General features: G+C 71.3%; 15 protein-coding genes, 2 tRNA genes and 1 pseudogene. 17 read left to right on the forward strand and 1 reads right to left on the reverse strand.

Going from position 1 to position 18,632, the window contains the following annotated elements:
• The first annotated feature begins 209 nt into the window (after positions 1-209).
• The 6 genes and pseudogenes from OHT52_RS20895 to OHT52_RS20920 all read left to right on the forward strand — a co-directional run bounded on the left by OHT52_RS20895 (position 210) and on the right by OHT52_RS20920 (position 7,489).
• On the forward strand, positions 210-1,514 hold the full coding sequence (locus tag OHT52_RS20895; protein WP_328721701.1) for an acyltransferase family protein: 1,305 nt from the start codon (positions 210-212) through the stop codon (positions 1,512-1,514).
• A gap of 265 nt (positions 1,515-1,779) precedes the next feature.
• A complete protein-coding gene (gene proB / locus OHT52_RS20900; RefSeq protein ID WP_328723831.1) occupies positions 1,780-2,907 on the forward strand; it encodes a glutamate 5-kinase in 1,128 nt (375 codons plus the stop codon).
• 122 nt (positions 2,908-3,029) lie between these two features.
• Entirely contained in the window at positions 3,030-3,542 is a 513-nt protein-coding gene (locus tag OHT52_RS20905) for a hypothetical protein (RefSeq protein ID WP_328721702.1), read from the forward strand.
• 121 nt (positions 3,543-3,663) lie between these two features.
• Positions 3,664-4,947, forward strand: a complete 1,284-nt coding sequence (locus OHT52_RS20910; RefSeq protein WP_328721703.1) for a glutamate-5-semialdehyde dehydrogenase — start codon at positions 3,664-3,666, stop codon at positions 4,945-4,947.
• A 41-nt stretch (positions 4,948-4,988) separates the two neighbouring features.
• Positions 4,989-5,603 (forward strand): annotated as a pseudogene (locus OHT52_RS20915) (SCO2584 family spore wall biosynthesis protein); the annotation flags it as partial.
• A gap of 716 nt (positions 5,604-6,319) precedes the next feature.
• On the forward strand, positions 6,320-7,489 hold the full coding sequence (locus OHT52_RS20920; RefSeq protein WP_328721704.1) for an SCO2583 family membrane protein: 1,170 nt from the start codon (positions 6,320-6,322) through the stop codon (positions 7,487-7,489).
• A gap of 54 nt (positions 7,490-7,543) precedes the next feature.
• Here the strand turns inward: OHT52_RS20920 and OHT52_RS20925 are convergent, their stop codons facing one another.
• Positions 7,544-8,605 (reverse strand): M48 family metallopeptidase, encoded by a 1,062-nt coding sequence (locus OHT52_RS20925; protein ID WP_328721705.1) that lies wholly within the window; start codon positions 8,603-8,605, stop codon positions 7,544-7,546.
• Between the two features lie 110 nt (positions 8,606-8,715).
• Between OHT52_RS20925 and OHT52_RS20930 the strand changes: the two genes are divergently transcribed.
• From OHT52_RS20930 to OHT52_RS20980, 11 genes are all read left to right on the forward strand, one after another.
• Entirely contained in the window at positions 8,716-8,868 is a 153-nt protein-coding gene (locus tag OHT52_RS20930) for a hypothetical protein (RefSeq protein ID WP_328721706.1), read from the forward strand.
• An 84-nt stretch (positions 8,869-8,952) separates the two neighbouring features.
• A complete protein-coding gene (locus OHT52_RS20935) occupies positions 8,953-9,114 on the forward strand; it encodes a hypothetical protein (protein ID WP_275494233.1) in 162 nt (53 codons plus the stop codon).
• Between the two features lie 32 nt (positions 9,115-9,146).
• Positions 9,147-9,764 (forward strand): nicotinate-nucleotide adenylyltransferase, encoded by a 618-nt coding sequence (gene nadD / locus OHT52_RS20940; RefSeq protein ID WP_328721707.1) that lies wholly within the window; start codon positions 9,147-9,149, stop codon positions 9,762-9,764.
• Positions 9,765-9,786: 22 nt separating this feature from the next.
• On the forward strand, positions 9,787-11,619 hold the full coding sequence (locus OHT52_RS20945; protein WP_328721708.1) for an LCP family protein: 1,833 nt from the start codon (positions 9,787-9,789) through the stop codon (positions 11,617-11,619).
• 270 nt (positions 11,620-11,889) lie between these two features.
• Positions 11,890-12,321: a ribosome silencing factor gene (gene rsfS / locus OHT52_RS20950; protein ID WP_266704244.1), complete on the forward strand. Its 432-nt coding sequence runs from the start codon at positions 11,890-11,892 to the stop codon at positions 12,319-12,321.
• Complete coding sequence (locus OHT52_RS20955; RefSeq protein ID WP_328723832.1) at positions 12,318-12,971, forward strand: histidine phosphatase family protein; 654 nt, start codon at positions 12,318-12,320, stop codon at positions 12,969-12,971. Before rsfS ends, OHT52_RS20955 begins: the two co-directional genes overlap by 4 nt.
• Before the next feature lie 147 nt (positions 12,972-13,118).
• Positions 13,119-13,191: transfer RNA gene (locus OHT52_RS20960), tRNA-Ala, on the forward strand.
• A gap of 558 nt (positions 13,192-13,749) precedes the next feature.
• Positions 13,750-13,983, forward strand: coding sequence for a hypothetical protein (locus OHT52_RS20965; RefSeq protein WP_124268198.1), 234 nt, complete (start codon positions 13,750-13,752; stop codon positions 13,981-13,983).
• A 147-nt stretch (positions 13,984-14,130) separates the two neighbouring features.
• Positions 14,131-14,203: transfer RNA gene (locus OHT52_RS20970), tRNA-Ala, on the forward strand.
• Between the two features lie 467 nt (positions 14,204-14,670).
• Positions 14,671-17,544 carry a leucine--tRNA ligase gene (gene leuS, locus OHT52_RS20975; protein WP_328721709.1) on the forward strand — a complete coding sequence of 958 codons (2,874 nt, stop codon included), beginning with the start codon at positions 14,671-14,673 and terminating at the stop codon, positions 17,542-17,544.
• A gap of 254 nt (positions 17,545-17,798) precedes the next feature.
• Complete coding sequence (locus tag OHT52_RS20980) at positions 17,799-18,545, forward strand: hypothetical protein (protein ID WP_328721710.1); 747 nt, start codon at positions 17,799-17,801, stop codon at positions 18,543-18,545.
• The last annotated feature ends 87 nt before the right edge of the window (positions 18,546-18,632 follow it).

Consider the following 18,632-nt stretch of genomic DNA (forward strand, 5'->3'; position numbering starts at 1 on the left):
GGCCGCCGCCCGCAAGCACCATAGCGGTTGTGGCACATCGAACAGTTCGGTCCGGCGGCGATGTCATGTACGGTGCACTTGAGGTCTTGGGGCGGGGAGACTCTCCTGCGCATCCAAGTGGCGTACGTAACAACGTCCTTGCGCTCTTGCGGCGTTGCTCTCGCACTTACCTCGCGGGCCGGTCGGGAAGCCGGTCCGCCGCTTCTTCCGTGAGAGGTGCCGTCATCACACGCACGCGTCTTGCGATCGGCCGGATCCCATGGTCCCACGGCTCGGTCGCAGAGTGCTTCAAAGGCCGGAACAACAGTCTCGGATTCATCCGCCTGTGTCTGGCCTCCGCCGTCGTCGTCTCGCACGCCAGCGTACTGGGCTTCGGGGACAAGGAGTTCGGCCACTGGTTCAGCCATGGTCAGACCGACCTCGGCAAGATCTCCGTCTACGGCTTCTTCGTCCTGTCGGGCATTCTCGTCACCCGCAGCGGCAACCGGCTCCCGCTGGGCCGCTACCTCTGGCACCGCGCTCTGCGCCTGCTGCCCGGGCTCTGGGTCTGCCTCGCGGTGACCGCCTTCGTCATCGCCCCCTTCCTCTACTGGCGCCAGCAGGGGAGCCTGGACGGTTTCTGGGGGCACGCAAGGGGGCCGCTCGACTACATGGAGTCGAACTGGGCCATCGCACCCCGCCAGAACGACGTCTCCGGGGTCATCGCCCACTCCGCCGGGTCCGGCCTGGCCCACAGCCCCAGCATCGACGCCGCGCTCTGGTCGCTGCGCTACGAGGTGCTCTGCTACTTCGGGGTCGCCCTGCTCGCCGTGACCGGAGTGCTCGCCCGCGCCCGCCGCGTCGTGCTCCTGGTGGCCGTGGTCCTCGGGTTCTTCGTGATCAACCCGGCCCTGGCGACCCCGCACTGGGCGGGATTCTCCGACTCGTCGTACGCCACGAGCTTCGAGATCTTCCCCGTGATGGGCAAGTTCGACCCGGACGTCCTCATCTACCTCGGCTTCGCCTTCGCCATCGGCGCCGTGATCGAGATGTACCGCGAGCGCATCCCCGTCAGCGACCCGCTCGGTGTCCTCTCGGCCCTCGTGATCCTCGGCAGCATCCACTACGGGTACTTCTTCGTCGTCGGCATCCCCGCCTTCGCCTACCTGTTGCTCTGGCTCGCGATCCGGCTCCCCGGCCCGTTCCGCCGCATCGGTGCCCGCAACGACCTCTCCTACGGCGTCTACATCTACGGTTTCGCCATCCAGCAGTCGCTGACCGCCGTCGGCTTCGCGCGCTGGGGTTTCTGGCCCTACCTCGCCATGTCGCTCGCCGGCACGCTGGCGGTCGCGGCGGTCTCCTGGCACCTGATCGAGAAGCCCGCGATGCGGCTCAAGGACATCGGGCGCAAGCGCTCCGCCCCCACCGCCCCTCCGGCGGCCCAGCCCGCTCCCCCCGGGGAGACGGAGGCCGTGCCCGAGAGCTCCTCCGGCGAGGACCGCCCGCTCGCGGACAGCGGCAGCCGCGTGGGCTGAGCCCGTACGTCCCGCACCTGCGCCGGACGCCCCGCGCGCACGCACCGGAACGCCCCGACCGCCACGGCCGGGGCGTTCCCGTGCGTCCGGCGCGTTCCTCGTGCCCGGTGTGTTCCGTGTGCCCGGCGTTCCTCGTGTGCCGGGACGCCCGCCGGCCGCTCTACCACCCCGCGTCCAGGGAACGGAACCCCGGTGCGTCCGGCACACGGACTGGCATACATTCGCCCCTGTGACATCGGTAGCGGAGAGTGTGGCAAGACAGCAGGTGACCGAGGCCCGCAGGATCGTCGTCAAGGTGGGCTCCTCCTCGCTCACCACCGCGGCGGGCGGGCTGGACGCCGACCGCGTCGACGCCCTCGTGGACGTCCTCGCCAAGGTCCGCAGCGGCGGCGAACGGGAGGTCGTCCTCGTCTCCAGCGGTGCCATCGCCGCCGGTCTCGCCCCCCTGGGCCTGCACCGCAGACCGAGGGACCTCGCCCGGCAGCAGGCGGCTGCCAGCGTCGGCCAGGGACTCCTGGTGGCCCGGTACACGGCGTCCTTCGCCCGCTACGGCGTACGCGTCGGCCAGGTGCTGCTGACGACTGACGACACCAGCCGCCGCGCCCACTACCGCAACGCCTACCGCACCCTCGACCAGCTGCTGGAGATGGGCGCCCTGCCCGTCGTCAACGAGAACGACACCGTCGCCACCGACGAGATCCGCTTCGGCGACAACGACCGCCTGGCCGCCCTCGTCGCCCACCTCGTCCACGCCGACCTCCTCGTCCTCCTCTCCGACGTGGACGGGGTCTACGACGGCGACCCCAGCACCCCGGGCACCTCACGGATCGCCGAGATCACCGGCCCGCAAGACCTGGCGGGCGTCACGATCGGCAGCGCGGGCAAGGCCGGGGTCGGCACCGGCGGCATGGTCACCAAGGTGGAGGCGGCCCGGATCGCCACCGCGGCCGGCATCCCCGTCGTCCTCACCTCCGCCTGGCACGCCGCCGACGCGCTCGCCGGACGGGACACCGGGACCTACTTCCACCCCACCGGCCGCCGCTCCGCGGACCGCCTCCTCTGGCTGGCCCACGCCTCGGCCCCGCAGGGCGCGCTGATCCTGGACGAGGGGGCCGTACGGGCGGTCGTGGAACGCCGCACCTCCCTGCTGCCCGCGGGAATCAGTGCCGTGGACGGCGACTTCACGGCCGGCGACCCCGTCGAACTGCGCGACCCCGCCGGCCGGGCGGTCGCGCGCGGCCTCGTCAACTTCGACGCCAGGGAGATCCCCCAACTGCTGGGGCGCTCCACGCACGATCTGGCCCGCGAACTCGGACCCGCCTACGAACGCGAGGTCGTACACAGGGACGACCTCGTCGTTCTCATGCCCCCTTCGGCGCCCCGAATCGGCTGAAACTCCGGACTCCTGACGGAGACCTTCACCAAAACCGCCCCACGCCGGGCCTCGGACTGGTCAACTTTGTAGCGGGGGTACGCAGGGGAACAGCACAGCAACACATCCACAGGAGGCCGCCGGTGAGACGAGCGCGCCCGGGGGCGCCGCCCCGAGGAGCGGGCACCCGCGCACTGACCAGCGTGGGAGCGGGAACCGGCTTCGACCGGAGTCCGCCCGCCGACCGCACGTCCGACCGGGCCGAGGACCGCACCACCGGCCACGACCCGGTAGCCGCGAAGGGGGAGACCACGCAGTCCCGGCTGTGGCACATCACGCTCTGCGTGTCCGGGACCGAGACACCGCTCGGGGAGGTCAGACGCGGCCTGGAACAACTGGCCCACGACCACCCCTTCCTGCTGACCAGCCGGTACGCGAACGACCACGCGGAGATCCGGTACTGGGAAGAGGCCCGGGACCTGCACGACGCGGCGGCCGTCGCCCTGCGGCTCTGGGGCGAGCACCGCTCCACCGCCCAGCTGCCCCCGTGGGAGATCGTCGGCCTCGAAGTCATCGACCGGGAGACCTACCACCAGCGCGTCGCCGAGGGGTACGGGCCGCCGCCCGCCGCACCCGTGGGCGTGCACCCGTACTGACCCGGAGGCGGGAGCGGGGCGCGTCCGGCCCGCTCCCGCCCCGAGGCGCTTTTCCCGCCCGGACGTCTCGTATCACGGGATACCGGACGGACGCCCGGGGACCGCGCACTACCCTGCGGGCATGACCACGCTCACCCCGTACGACAACATGTCCCCGGTCGCGCAGGCCGCCTACCGGGCGCGCGCTGCCGCCGCCGACATCGCGCCGCTCCCGCGCGCCGCCAAGGACGACGCCCTGCTCGCCGTGGCCGACGCGCTGGAGGTCCGCGCGGGCGAGATCATCGAGGCCAACGCCCAGGACGTCGAGCGGGCCCGGTCCGCGGGCACCGCCGAATCGGTCGTCGACCGGCTCACGCTGACGCCCGAGCGCATCCGCGCCATCGCCGCCGACGTGCGCCAGGTCGCCTCCCTGCCCGACCCGGTCGGCGAGGTCGTGCGCGGCTCCACCCTCCCCAACGGCATCGACCTGCGTCAGGTCCGCGTGCCGCTCGGAGTGGTCGGGATCATCTACGAGGCCCGCCCCAACGTCACCGTCGACGCCGCCGTCCTCTGCCTGAAGTCCGGCAACGCGGTACTGCTGCGCGGCTCCTCGTCCGCGTACGCCTCCAACACCGCCCTCGTGCGCGTGCTGCGCGACGCGGTCGGCGGTGCCGGACTGCCGGCCGACGCGGTACAGCTGGTACCGGGGGAGAGCCACGAGTCCGTCCGCGAACTCATGCGCGCCCGGGGCCTGGTGGACGTCCTCATCCCGCGCGGTGGCGCGGGGCTGATCCGCCGGGTCGTGGAGGAGTCCACCGTCCCCGTCATCGAGACCGGCACCGGCAACTGCCACGTGTACGTGGACGCGCGGACCGATCTGGCGATGGCAGTCGACATCCTGGTCAACTCGAAGGCGCAGCGGCCGAGCGTCTGCAACTCCGCCGAGACGCTCCTCGTCCACCGGGACGTCGCCGACCAGTTCCTGCCGCTGGCGCTGGAAGCGCTGGCCGACGCCGGGGTGACCGTGCACGGCGACGAGCGCGTCCTGACGTACGCCGAGGGTTCCAAGGCGACCGTCGTGCCCGCCACCCCGGAGGACTGGGAGACGGAGTACCTCTCCTACGACATCGCCGCCGCCGTGGTGGACTCGCTGGACGCCGCCGTGGCGCACATCCGGCTCTGGTCCTCCGGTCACACCGAGGCGATCGTCACCACCTCCCAGGCCGCCGCGCGCCGGTTCACCCAACTGGTCGATTCGACGACGGTCGCCGTCAACGCCTCCACCCGTTTCACCGACGGTGGCCAGTTCGGATTCGGCGCGGAGATCGGCATCTCCACGCAGAAGCTGCACGCCCGGGGCCCGATGGGGCTGCCCGAACTGACCACGACGAAGTACATCGTCACCGGGGACGGTCACACCCGGTAGCCGGGTGCGGTCGGTTCGGTCAGGGAGACTTCCCCGTCTCCCTGACCGAACCGACCCGTCAGGGCTACGCTGAATCCGTGGACGACGTGGGGGGCAGGCCGTCTCAGGACGGCCGGGAGCCCGACGACGACGACCGCGGGGGCGCGGACGAGGACTTCGCCACCGTGGTCTTCGACGAGGACTTCGTACGGGCCGCGAGGATCCACGAACCCACCGCGGTGGAACGGCTGGTCGCCGCCGCCGAGGCGCGCGCGGAGGCCGAGGCGTCCCGGTCCCGCTCGGCGGGTGCGGGCAGGGACGGCGACCCGTACGGCCACTACGGCGCCGGATACGGCGGCGGGCGCGGCGCTCCGCCCGACCCGGACGACCTCGACTACGACCCCGACCACGATGTCGCCAGAGGCCCCTACGGCCCGCACGGCGGAGTTCTGCGGCCCTACCGGGGTTCCGCGCGCTGGCACCGTCCGATCGCCTGGCTCCTGGCGCTGCTGATGGGGATCGGGATGATCGCCCTCGCCTTCAGCGCCGTCTATCGGGGCGCCTCGGCCGACGGGCAGGACCACGTCCCGCCCACCACCAACGGCGTGGACGCCGCGGCCACGGAGCCCGCGGGCCCCGACGGCGGGCAGCCCGGGGCCGCGCGCCCGGCGGACCCGGACACGGCGGACCCGGACACTGCGGTCCCGGACTCCACGGACGCGGACTCGGCCCCGGGCTCCACGGGCGCGGTGGACGAGGTGGTCGGCGGTCCGGCTCCGGCCGGCGAGGAGACGGGGAGCCCGGCGCCCTTCGGCGCGTACACCTCCGGTGTGCCGGGGGCGGGCAGGGAAGCCCGCGCACCGGGGAGCCTTCTGCCGTCCGCGTCCGTGGGCGCTTTGGTTCCGGCCCCCTCGCACACGCACTGAAGCCTCCGGCCGCCCCGCACACGCTTGGAGGGCGTGGGACGGCGGGCCCCGGGAGCCGAGTGTCCGTCCGGCCGTTCCCGCACCGCGCGTCACCCTTTCGGTCGTGTCGCGTCGTAGCGCCCAGTCGTGCGAACTCCTCGGTTGGCCCCCTCCACCGCGTTTACACAAGGGGTATTCGACCTACCCTCACAGTGTGACCCCTCTTCCGGAGGGGGCTTCTCGCTGCCCTCGGCCGCCTGGCCGGGCAGACCGTTGCGCACCGACCCAGGTCGTGTGGTGAAAGTCCCGCCTGTCCGGCGACGCCCGGCACACACCGCGTTGTCGGGATCACCCCGATACATCCAGTAACGGGGCGATCCTCCGCCGTGCGATCGCACGCGCCGGACGCTGCCGGGCCCGCCCTCCGGACGGACGGCGCCACTTTCACCACACGCCCTCGGCCGGTGGTGTGGAGATCGGGAGAAGTCATGGCAGGCCGTGGAGATCCACCGGAAGAGCCGCCCGAGAACCCCGCCGGCGGCGAGGACGAATACCGCTCGCTCGTCTTCGACGAGTCCTTCGTCCGCGCTGCCCGGCTCCAGGAGTTCTCCGCGCGGGAGCGCATGGGTGAGCACGCCCGTGCCGTGCGGTCGGTGCCCCGGCGCTCCTCGCGCAAGGGCCCGGGTCTCGCCACCACTCTGGTCGTCCTCGTCGCGCTGGCCTTCGCCTCCGCCGTGTACATCGGCTTCCGCCAGCCGCTGCCCGACACCGTCCCCGACCGCGCGGAACCGCTCCGGGCCACCGTCGTACCCCTCGCGCCGCGCGGAGCGGTGCCCGGCGGGTCCCCCCGGGCACTCATCGAGCACGGCCCGGCCGCGCACTTCCGTGTCGGGGCGGCCGGGATCAACCTGCCGGCGGTCCGGCGGACCGACAACTTCTCCGACGCGCAGGTCATGGCAGCCCTGGCCACGGCCAAGGACTTCCTGGTGGAGTCCTCACTCGACCCCGATGTCCTCGGCGCGCGGGAAACCGGGACGGTGAAGGCACTGCTCGACCCGGACCAGGCCGCGGACTTCGACCTGAGCATGGACAGCCCGGCGGGCGACGGACGGCATCCCGCAGCCGGCTGGCTGGTCCGCTTCGACCAGTCCCGCGCCGAGCTCGCCGACCCCGCGATCCGGGTCTACGGGACCCTCTCCTACTCCGAGACGGACGCGGGCAGGCTGGAGGTCGTCGCGGACCACACCTTCACCTACACCGTGCGGCCCGCCGTCAACGGCCCCCAGCAGGCCGACGGCGCCTCCCTGTTCACCGTGCACCGGCTGCTGCACTTCCGCTTCGACCGGGACGATCTCCGGCTGCACCGCCTGGAACTGCGCACCGCCTACGTACAGGCAGGACCGCAGTCCTGCTCCTCGGGCACCTCTCCGGCGCTGAACCCGCTGCTCGCGGGGGAGCGCGCCGACCCCGCGGGGCCCGTGGGCACCGATCCGTACGCGACCGGGACCCCCGCCGGCGGGCTCTGCGGAACGCTGGAGATCAGCCCCGCGCTCGGCCAGGCCCCTCCTGCCCCGGTGACCCCGGGCCAGGTGTCCCCGGGCCAGGTGTCCCCGGGCCAGGTGTCGGGTCCGGCGCACGGCCCGGTGCCGATCCCGTAGCGGGCCGGGCGCCGAACCCTCTGGCGCGGCCCGGTCCTACGCGCGCGTGCGGGCCTACTCCGGAGCGGGGCCGGTGCCGGGCGCCTCGCTCCGGGCGCCCCCGGTGAACTTGTCCCGGAGCTTGCCGCCGAGGTCCCCGGCGCCCCCCGCTATGTCGCCGACCAGCTTGATCAACGGGTCCTTGCTGGTACGAACGGTGTCGGCGTAGTGCGCGGCGGACTCGCGGAAGGAATCCGTCACCGAGGTCTCCTTGTCCTCCTCGCGGCGCGGGTAGTGGCCGTCCATGGTGCGCTGGTAGTCCCGGGACTCCGACCAGCTCTTCAGCTCGGCCGCCCGCACGGTGGTGAAGGGGTGCGAACGGGGCAGCACATTGAGGATCTTGAGCACGGAGTCGCGGAGATCGCCCGCCTTCTCGTACTCGTCCGCCTGGGCGAGGAAGGCGTCGACGTTCATCTCGTGGAGGTGGTTCCCGCCGGCGATCTTCATCAGACCGCGCATGGACGCCCGCAGGTCCTGGCCCACCAGCAGACCGGCCCGGTCGGCCGAGAGTTCCGACTTGCGGAACCACTCGCGCAACGCCGTCACGATGGCCAGCACCGCCACATTGCCCAGCGGTATCCAGGCCACCTTCAGCGCGAGGTTCGTCAGGAAGAGCAGGACCGTGCGGTAGACGGAGTGGCCGGAGAGGGCGTGCCCCACCTCGTGGCCCACGACGGCCCGCATCTCCTCCTCGTCCAGCAGCTCGACCAGGCCGGTGGTCACCACGATGATCGGCTCGTCGAGCCCGATGCACATGGCGTTGGGCTGCGGGTTCTGCGTGACGTACATCGCGGGCACCTTCGCCAGGTCCAGGACGTAGCAGGCGTCGCGCAGCATGGCGTGCAGGTGGGCGAACTGCTCGTCGCTCACCCGCACGGAGTCGGAGAGGTAGAGGAGCCGGAGGCTGCGCTCCGGCAGCAGGCCGCTGAGCGCCTTGAAGACGGTGTCGAACCCGGTCAGCTTGCGCAGCGCCACCAGCGCCGAGCGGTCCGCCGGGTGTTCGTACGCCCGGGAGGAGATTCCCGGGAACCGCCTGCGCCGCCTGCTGGGTTCGTTCGTACGGGTGTCGTCGCTCATCTGATCCCCCTGTCGATACGGGACGCCGCCCGTCCCCCTGACAACGGCCAGCCTAGGTGCTGGCGCTACGGTGTGCGGGGGGCTGTGGACAACCAAGAGGAGCACCCGGAATGCCGCACACCGTCGCACTGCTTGCCGCCGCCGCGGACGACCAGGGACCGGGCAACACGGTGCGGATCGTGCTGCTCGTCTCGCTCGTCGGGGCGGCCCTGCTGGCCTGGCTCCTGTTGCGTGGCTACCGCAACGACGACTCCAACGACTGAGTCGCCGTGAGCGTGCCCGACGGACCCGCATACGATGTGCCCGACGTCTTCCTTCCGACTCCCGACGAATAGGTCCTGCCGAAGATGAGCCTCACGAGCACCGCCCACCAGCTGGTCCTTCTCGCCTCCGAGGGCGGCGAAGGCGGCAACCACGAAAGCCTCAACCCGTACCTGACCGGCGGTGGCGCCTTCGTCGCCCTGCTGCTTCTGCTCTTCGTCACCACCCGTTTCAACCGCGACCGCTGAGCGGTGACGCCGTGCCAGTAGGGTCTGCACGCATGGGAGAGCAGGAAGTGCCTACCGGCCGCGGCAAGCGCCGAATCGGCGTCATGGGCGGGACGTTCGACCCGATCCATCATGGACACCTGGTGGCGGCCAGTGAAGTGGCCGCCCAGTTCCACCTGGACGAGGTCGTCTTCGTGCCGACCGGGCAGCCGTGGCAGAAGAGCCACAAAGAGGTGTCGCAGGCCGAGGACCGCTATCTGATGACGGTCATCGCCACGGCGTCGAACCCCCAGTTCTCGGTGAGCCGCAGTGACATCGACCGCGGGGGGCCGACGTACACGATCGACACTCTGCGGGACCTGCGGGAGACCCACGGGGACGCGGACCTCTTCTTCATCACCGGCGCCGACGCGTTGTCGCAGATTCTCACCTGGCGAAACGCGGAAGAACTCTTCTCGCTCTCCCATTTCATCGGTGTGACCCGGCCGGGCCATGTGCTCACCGACGCGGGACTGCCCGAAGGCGGTGTCTCCCTCGTGGAGGTTCCCGCCCTGGCCATCTCGTCGACGGACTGCCGGTTGAGGGTCGCGCAGGGCGATCCGGTCTGGTATCTGGTGCCCGACGGTGTGGTCCGCTACATCGACAAACGCCAGCTGTACCGAGGCGAATGAGCCACGGAGAGGGGCACCGGTGGTGAACGACCGACAGGACCAGTACGACCCGTACGGGCAACAGCCGCAGATCATCGGCTACGACGCGTACGGGCAGCCGGTGTACCAGCAGCCCGAGCAGCAGGGCTACGACCCGTACACCTCCCCGCAGGACCCGTACTCCTACGGGCAGCCGACGCCGGGTCAGCACCCGCAGGGCCAGTACCCGCAGGATCAGCAGGCGCAGGGCCCGCAGGACGGTGCCGGACAGGGCTACGGCTACGACCCGTACGCCCAGCAGCAGCCGGCCCAGCCGTACGACCCGTACGCCGGCCACCCGCAGCAGCCGCAGCAGCAGGGCGGCGAGCAGGGATACGGGTACGGCGGCGGCTACGGCTACGACACCGGGCAGCAGCCCGTCGTGGTCGACGCGGCGGCCCAGCAGTGGAACGTCCCGCAGCAGAACGTGGCGCCCCCGCAGCCGACGCCCCAGCAGTCCGCGCCCCAGCAGTCCGCGGCCCGGGGCGCTCCGCAGGAGGCCGACCCGGTGCGCGCGCCGGAACCGCAGTCCGGGGGCACGGAGCCCGGAGTTCCCGAACAGCGCCGCTCCTCCCAGGACTACCGCACCGGACAGTTCTCCTTCATCGAGCAGCCGGACGAGGACTCCGAGGACGTCATCGACTGGCTGGCGTTCACGGAGAGCCGCAGCGAACGGCGCGAGGAGGCCCGGCGCAAGGGCCGCAACCGCCTGGTCGGGCTGATCGTCGTCCTGGCACTCGTCCTCGTCGCCGGCGTGGGCTACCTCTGGTCGGCCGGAAAGCTGCCCGGTTCCTCCGGCGCGGACGGCAAGGCCGCCACCGCGGGCGGTCCGCAGCAGCGCGACGTCATCGTGGTGCACCTGCACAACACCAAGGGCGGCGGGACGTCCACGGCCCTGCTGGTGGACAACGTCACCACCAAGAAGGCCACCACCGTCCTGCTGCCCAACTCCCTCGCGGTCGCCGACGACGACGGCACCACCACCACGCTCGGCGAGTCGGTGGAGGACGACGGCAGCACCGGAACACGCGAATCGCTCGACACCCTCCTCGGTACGAAGATCAGCGGCACCTGGCGGCTGGACACCCCGTACCTGGAGAACCTGGTCGAGCTGGTCGGCAACATCGAGGTCGACACCGACACCGACGTGCCCGACACCAAGAAGGGCGCCGCGCCCGTCGTCCGCAAGGGCGAGGCGCAGACCCTGAGCGGCACGATGGCCGTGGCGTACGCCACGTACCGGGCGAAGGGCGAGCCGGAGGCGAAGCAGCTGACCCGGTTCGGCCAGGTGCTGCGCGGGGTGCTGCGCAAGCTGTCCGAGGACCCGAAGGCGGCGACGATCACCGTGCAGACGCTGGCCCAGATCCTCGACCCGTCACTTCCCGAGGCCGACCTCGGCGCCTCGCTCGCCAAGCTCGCCGGGCACGCCAAGGTGGGCGACTACACCACCGAGGTCCTGCCGGTGCAGGAGGACGGCACCCTGAGCGACGCGGCCACGAAGAGCGTGGTGAAGGACGTCCTGGGCGGCACGGTCCGGGTCCCGGACAAGGACGCGGCGACCCGGGTCGGCGTGAAGAACGCCTACGGCGACACCGCGGCCCTCGACGCGGCGCGGGTGGTGCTGGTGAACGGCGGCTACTCCTTCGTCGACGCGGGCAAGGCGGACACCCGGTCCACCTCGGAGATCGTCTACGGCACGGCCGAGGACAAGGCCAAGGCGGTGGAGGTCGCGAAGACGCTCGGTCTGCCCGAGAGCGTCGTGACGAAGGGGGAGGCAGCCGCGAACGCGGACGTCTCCGTGGTGCTCGGCCAGGACTACGTCTTCACGAAGTCCTGATTCCGGTACCGGCCGGGTCGTCGGTCTCTCCCGTCGACCCGGCCCGCTGGGGCCCTCACGCCGAGACGGCGCGGGGGCCCCTGCGGCGTACCGGGGGAATTTCCAGTCGGCACTGTCGGCGGTCCGTGAGACCCTAAAGAACAGTCCCGCGATTTCTGGCGGGCACGTGACGGCCGCGACGGAACCCCGCCGCTCCGCCCGCGTGCCGATCCGCCAGGGACGACGGAACAGCTTCCAGGGACTGCCCCGACCGCCGACGAAAGCCTGCATGTGACCGCCACGGACCGCTCCATCGAGCTCATCACCGCCGCCGCCCAGGCGGCGGCCGACCGGCTCGCGCACGACATCATCGCCTACGACGTCAGTGACGTCCTGTCGATCACCGATGCCTTCCTGCTGGCCTCGGCCCCCAACGACCGCCAGGTCAAGTCGATCGTCGACGAGATCGAGGAGCGGCTCCAGAAGGAGCTCGGCGCCAAGCCGGTGCGCCGCGAGGGCGACCGCGACGCCCGCTGGATCCTGCTCGACTACGTCGACATCGTCATCCACGTCCAGCACAGCGAGGAGCGCGTCTTCTACGCGCTGGAGCGCCTGTGGAAGGACTGCCCCGAGATCGCGCTCCCCGAGGACGCGCTCAAGACGCGGGGCAAGGCCGCGGAGCACGCCCAGCTCAACGGCACCGCGGAAGGTGACGCGAGCTGAACGGCGGCGACAGCGGCCGGGGCCGCCGAGTAGTCCTCTGGCGGCACGGTCAGACGGCGTGGAACCTGGAGCGACGCTTCCAGGGCACCACGGACATCGAGTTGACCGACACCGGAGTCGGGCAGGCCCGTCGGGCGGCCCGCCTTCTGGCGTCCCTGAAACCCCACGCCGTCGTCGCCTCGGATCTGCGGCGCGCGGCGGCCACGGCCGCCGAGCTGTCCGCGGTGACGGGCCTCACGGTCTCCCACGACGCCGGTCTGCGGGAGACCTACGCCGGGGAGTGGCAAGGGCTCACGCACGAGGAGATCATCGGCCGGTACGGCGAGCAGTACGCCGCCTGGAAGCGGGGCGAGCCCGTACGCCGGGGCGGCGGCGAGCTGGAGACCGAGGTGGCCGACCGGGCCGCTCCGGTCGTCCTGGAACACGCCGACCGGCTTCCCGACGGCGGCACGCTCATCGTGGTCAGCCACGGCGGCACCATCCGGACCACGATCGGCCGGCTGCTCGGACTGGAGGCCCACCACTGGGAGGGCCTCGGCGGACTCAGCAACTGCTGCTGGTCGGTGCTGGGCGAAGGCGCGCGCGGCTGGCGTCTGCTGGAGCACAACGCCGGAACCCTGCCCGAACCGGTGCTCGGCGACGACACCTGAGGGGCCGCCCGATCTCCCGGAGAGCAGCTCCGGGAGGGCGGTACCGGCCGGATTTCACTTTCCGGCAGGTCACAGGCTAGAGTTCTTCTTGTTCGCAGCGCGGAAAACACCGAAACGGTGAGGACGCGGAGAAGGACAGCGAACAGCGGGGCTATAGCTCAGTTGGTAGAGCGCCTGCATGGCATGCAGGAGGTCAGGAGTTCAATTCTCCTTAGCTCCACAGATGAAGATCCCGTCCCTTTGGGGGGCGGGATCTTCTGCGTACCCGAGGTGGGTGCCGGAGGTCGTACCGTCCGGGCGGTCCCGTCGCAGCCCGGCCGTCGCTCCGCAGGGCGCCTGTGGCCCCTTTCGCCCACGTTCCGGCGCTCGTTCCGGCCGTCTTTCCGCAGCGGTCCGCTCGGCCCCGATCCGTGGCCGGCGGCCGTCGTCCCCGGTGCCCGCGATCCGGCAGGCCGCACTGACGCGACGTCAGCCGCCTGCCAGGTGTGGTTCGGCGGGCTACCCGTCTTGCGGTGGCATGGCAGAATCGGAGCGCCGGAGGGGGCTACGGACCGATCGGGAGGGAGCGCGATGCCTGCGAGCCGCGTGCGGGTCCCCGGTCAGCCGTGTGCGCCCGCTGCCCCAGCTCCGCCCGCCCGTCCCGTAGTTACCGTGATTCCCGAACACCGGTCCGGTCCCGGCTGCCCTTCCCGCGGTTCCTTCCAGGTGGTCCAGACACCGGGGGGCGGCGGGATCCGGTGCGCACGCACGGCCAGCGGCCACAGCTGGAGCTGACTGCATGGGTGCGCACAGGCGGAAATGCGACTGGTGTGGCAGCGGTACGCCCATCGTCAGGGACATGGATCCGGTCAATCCGGACTACCAGTACTGGTGCGAGGAGTGCGCGCGGGCGCTGATCATAAAAGGCGACCCCATCGAGACGTACCGCGAGCTGGAGGGGGAGCCGATCTACGGGCGGCTCCTGGAGGAGCACTGCACCCTCAAGCGCTTCTACTCCTTCGCCACGGCCTGACGGGAGTGGCGGAAGCGCGGGGCACGCGCTCGGCATGTCGGAGCGAATCGGTCATATCGGGCGGATCAGGAATGGATTTGGGGACCACCGGGGAGGCCGTGTAATGTTCTCGATGTCGCCAAGGAAAACCGGACGGCGGCAAAACGAGGGGCTATAGCTCAGTTGGTAGAGCGCCTGCATGGCATGCAGGAGGTCAGGAGTTCAATTCTCCTTAGCTCCACAGTGAAGAAGGCGGGTCATCCGAATCGGATGACCCGCCTTCTCTGTTCTCTCGTCTTTCTCGTTCCCCGCTGCCGCCGCCCCCTTCGTCGGCTTCCCGCGCTCCATGGGCCCGGCTTCCCCGGTCGCCCTCCGCGCCTTCCGGTTCCGGGCCGCCTTCCCCTTTGCTCCAGTCCCTTCGGCCGCCCCGCGCCCTTCCGCTTCCCGGTCGGCCCTCCCGCACCGACCGGACGGCCGTCCGGTCGGCGGTCGCTCCCGGTGGGGCTCCGGCCCCGTGCGGTACCCTGACGCCATGCGTGCCGTACGCCTTCTGCTTAGCGAGCCGCGCTGATCACTGCCGACCGGTGAGAACGCCTGGTCGGACTCGGCGCGGCGTCCCCTCCTGTGCGAGGGGATTTTTCGTTTCCGTAGACGCGCGTCCTTCGACGTGGGCGCCGGCAGATGACGATCGATGGAGCTTTGAGGATCATGAGCGAGACGAATTCCGCAGCCGAGACGGCTGCGCCGCACCGCTACACGGCGGCGATGGCCGCCGACATCGAGGCACGCTGGCAGGACTTCTGGGACGCCGAAGGCACGTACGAGGCGCCCAATCCGACCGGCGACCTGGCGGGCGACCCGGAGCTGGTGGCCAAGCCCAAGAAATTCATCATGGACATGTTCCCGTACCCCTCGGGCGCGGGTCTGCACGTCGGCCACCCGCTGGGTTACATCGCCACCGACGTGTACGCGCGCCACCAGCGGATGTCCGGCCACAACGTCCTGCACACCCTGGGCTTCGACGCCTTCGGCCTGCCCGCGGAGCAGTACGCCGTGCAGACCGGCACGCACCCGCGGATCTCCACCGAAGCCAACATGGAGAACATGCGGGCCCAGCTGCGCCGGCTGGGCCTGGGCCACGACAAGCGCCGCTCGTTCGCCACGATCGAGGCGGACTACTACAAGTGGACCCAGTGGATCTTCCTGCAGATCTTCAACTCCTGGTACGACACCGACGCCGACAAGGCCCGCCCGATCGCCGAGCTGGTCGCCCTGTTCGAGAGCGGTGAGCGGCCCACGCCGGACGGCCGTGCCTGGCGGGATCTGTCCGCCGTCGAGCGTGCCGACCTGCTGAGCGAGTACCGCCTGGCGTATGCCTCCGACGCCCCCGTCAACTGGTCGCCGGGTCTGGGCACCGTGCTGGCCAACGAGGAGGTGACCGCCGACGGACGCTCCGAGCGCGGTAACTTCCCGGTCTTCAAGGCCAAGCTGCGCCAGTGGAACATGCGCATCACCGCCTACGCCGACCGCCTGCTGAACGACCTGGACGGCCTGGACTGGCCGGACGCCATCAAGCTGCAGCAGCGCAACTGGATCGGCCGCTCCGAGGGTGCCCGCGTCGACTTCCCCGTCGACGGCGCCGGTGCCGTCACCGTCTTCACCACCCGCCAGGACACCCTGTTCGGCGCCACCTACATGGTGCTGGCGCCCGAGCACGAGCTGGTCGAGCGGATCATCCCGGCCGCCTGGCCCGAGGGCACCCACCCGGTCTGGACGGGCGGCCACGCCACGCCCGCCGAGGCCGTCAACGCCTACCGCAAGCAGGCGGCCGCCAAGTCGGACGTCGAGCGCCAGGCCGAGGCCAAGGACAAGACCGGCGTCTTCACCGGCGCGTACGCGACCAACCCGGTCAGCGGAGACCAGGTCCCCGTCTTCATCGCCGACTACGTCCTGATGGGCTACGGCACCGGCGCGATCATGGCGGTCCCGGCGCACGACACCCGTGACTTCGCGTTCGCCCGCGCCTTCGAGCTGCCGATGCGCTGTGTCGTGGAGCCCTCGGACGGCCGTGGCACCGACACGACCACGTGGGACGACGCCTTCGCCTCGTACGAGGCGAAGCTGGTCAACTCCTCGAACGACGAGATCTCGCTGGACGGCCTGGGTGTCGTGGACGCCAAGGCGAAGATCACCGAGTGGCTGAAGGCGCGCGGCGTCGGCGAGGGCACCGTGAACTTCCGGCTGCGCGACTGGCTGTTCAGCCGCCAGCGCTACTGGGGCGAGCCCTTCCCGATCGTCTACGACGAGGACGGCATCGCCCACCCGCTGCCCGAGTCGATGCTGCCGCTGGAGCTGCCGGAGGTCGAGGACTACTCGCCGCGCACCTTCGACCCGGACGACGCGGACACCAAGCCGGAGCCGCCGCTGTCGCGGAACGCCGACTGGGTCAACGTGACCCTGGACCTGGGCGACGGCAACGGCCCGCGCGCGTACCGGCGCGAGACCAACACCATGCCGAACTGGGCCGGTTCCTGCTGGTACGAGCTGCGCTACCTGGACCCGAACAACGAGTCCGCGCTGGTCGACCCGGCGATCGAGCAGTACTGGATGGGCCCGCGCGAGGGACAGCCGACCGGCGGTGTCGACCTGTACGTCGGCGGCGCCGAGCACGCCGTGCTGCACCTGCTGTACGCGCGTTTCTGGTCCAAGGTGCTGCACGACCTGGGCCACGTCTCGTCCGCCGAGCCGTTCCACAAGCTGTACAACCAGGGCATGATCCAGGCGTTCGTCTACCGCGACGCCCGTGGCATCCCGGTGCCGGCCGCCGAGGTCGAGGAGCGGGACGGACAGTTCTTCTTCCAGGGCGAGAAGGTCAGCCGCGTCCTGGGCAAGATGGGCAAGTCCCTGAAGAACGCCGTCACCCCGGACGAGATCTGTGCCGAGTACGGCGCGGACACCCTGCGCCTGTACGAGATGGCGATGGGCCCGCTGGACGTGTCGCGCCCCTGGGACACCCGCGCCGTGGTCGGCCAGTACCGCCTGCTGCAGCGGCTGTGGCGCAATGTCGTCGACGAGGAGACCGGCGAGGTCACCGTCGTGGACACGGAGCCCGGCGAGGACACGCTGCGCGCGCTGCACAAGGCGATCGACGGCGTCACCCAGGACATGGCCGGAATGCGCTTCAACACGGCCATCGCCAAGGTGACCGAGCTGAACAACCACCTGACCAAGGCGGGCGGCCCGCTGTCCCGTTCGGTGGCCGAGCGCCTGGTCCTGCTGGTGGCCCCGCTGGCCCCGCACGTCGCCGAGGAGCTGTGGCGCCGGCTGGGCCACACCGAGTCGGTCGTGCACCAGGACTTCCCGGTGGCCGACCCGGCGTACGTCGTGGACGAGACCGTCACCTGCGTCGTCCAGGTCAAGGGCAAGGTCAGGGCCCGTCTGGAGATCTCCCCGTCCATCACGGACGCCGAGCTGGAGGCGCTGGCCCTGGCCGACGCCTCCGTGGTCGCCGCCCTGGGCGGGGCCGAGATCCGCAAGGTGATCGTGCGGGCTCCGAAGCTGGTCAACATCGTCCCCGCGTGACCGTCCCCGCGTGAGGTGCCGGGTTCCTGGGTAGAGCGCCCGGTGCGAGGCGCCTCCCGGGGCCCCGGGCCGCCGGGCACGGTTGCCAGGGCTTTCCCCTACGGGCAGGTTGGGGGTTCCGACGGAACCCTCGGCCTGCCCGTTGCGTTTACGGTGGAGGGGCGGCCGTCACCGGTGGCCGCCGGAGCCGCGTGCGACCAGCTTCCCGATCCGACTTCCCGGTCCGATCGACCGTCGACTGCCGAGGGGCGTTCATGGAGACCCTGCTCTTGATCCTGACGCTGCTCTTCGTCGCGTTCGTGGCCCTCGGCGTGTACGCCGGGGTGAAAGCCGTCAAGGCGGCCAAGCGAGGCGTCGACAGGACCCTCACCCAGGCCCGCCGGACGGTCGAGGAGACCACCCTGCGGGCGAAGAGTTACGGCCAGCCCGGTGTCAGCGGCGAGCTGGCGCAGTTGAGGCTCTCCCTCCGCACCGCGATGCGCGCCACCCAGGAGACCCTGGGGGCCTCGGCCGCCGAGGACGCCTCCTTGTCGGAGTCCCTGGGGCTCTTCCAGCGGCTCAGCGCGCACGGCCGCGAGCTGGACGACGAGCTGAGGCGACTGGAGCGCGAGCCCGACCGGGCGACGCTGGCGAAGCTGATGCCCGGACTGCGGGAGCGCACGGAGCGCATCACGCGATCCGCCGACTCGCTGCGCTGGGCGGCCAGGGACCGTGCCAGGCGGTTCGCCGACGACGACCTGGACGCCCTCAACGCTCAGATCGACGTGGAGGCCGGGGCGCTGCGGCACTGGACGACCGAGGAGCGGGGGACTGCTCCCCAGCCGTCGCAGCCGTCCCAGGCTCCTCGTTCGTCCCAGCCTTCTCAGGCTCCTCGGTCCGAGTCGACCCCCGGCTCCGGTCCGGCCGGGCCGGGGGCGGGGCGGGAGCTGCCGGAGTCCGGCCCGGCCGGGTGGATCAGCCGGCCGTGGCAGAAATCGACGCGGCCGGAGACGACGAACTGAAAGCCCGGCGGGGAACGGCCCGAGCCGGTTCCCGTACGGCGGCGGTTCCCGTCCGGCGGTCGCAGTACCGCCGGTCCCGTCCGGCGG

It is taken from the genome of Streptomyces sp. NBC_00247 (genome assembly GCF_036188265.1).
Taxonomy (GTDB): Bacteria; Actinomycetota; Actinomycetes; order Streptomycetales; family Streptomycetaceae; genus Streptomyces.

What these genes read in the sequence shown, in the direction of transcription:
- OHT52_RS20910 (WP_328721703.1), top strand. Translation starts at nt 3,664, where the DNA reads ATGACCACGCTCACCCCGTACGACAACATGTCCCCGGTCGCGCAGGCC.
- OHT52_RS20920 (WP_328721704.1), top strand. Translation starts at nt 6,320, where the DNA reads ATGGCAGGCCGTGGAGATCCACCGGAAGAGCCGCCCGAGAACCCCGCC.
- OHT52_RS20925 (WP_328721705.1), bottom strand. Translation starts at nt 8,605, where the DNA reads ATGAGCGACGACACCCGTACGAACGAACCCAGCAGGCGGCGCAGGCGG.
- OHT52_RS20930 (WP_328721706.1), top strand. Translation starts at nt 8,716, where the DNA reads ATGCCGCACACCGTCGCACTGCTTGCCGCCGCCGCGGACGACCAGGGA.
- OHT52_RS20935 (WP_275494233.1), top strand. Translation starts at nt 8,953, where the DNA reads ATGAGCCTCACGAGCACCGCCCACCAGCTGGTCCTTCTCGCCTCCGAG.
- nadD (WP_328721707.1), top strand. Translation starts at nt 9,147, where the DNA reads ATGGGAGAGCAGGAAGTGCCTACCGGCCGCGGCAAGCGCCGAATCGGC.
- OHT52_RS20965 (WP_124268198.1), top strand. Translation starts at nt 13,750, where the DNA reads ATGGGTGCGCACAGGCGGAAATGCGACTGGTGTGGCAGCGGTACGCCC.
- leuS (WP_328721709.1), top strand. Translation starts at nt 14,671, where the DNA reads ATGAGCGAGACGAATTCCGCAGCCGAGACGGCTGCGCCGCACCGCTAC.
- OHT52_RS20980 (WP_328721710.1), top strand. Translation starts at nt 17,799, where the DNA reads ATGGAGACCCTGCTCTTGATCCTGACGCTGCTCTTCGTCGCGTTCGTG.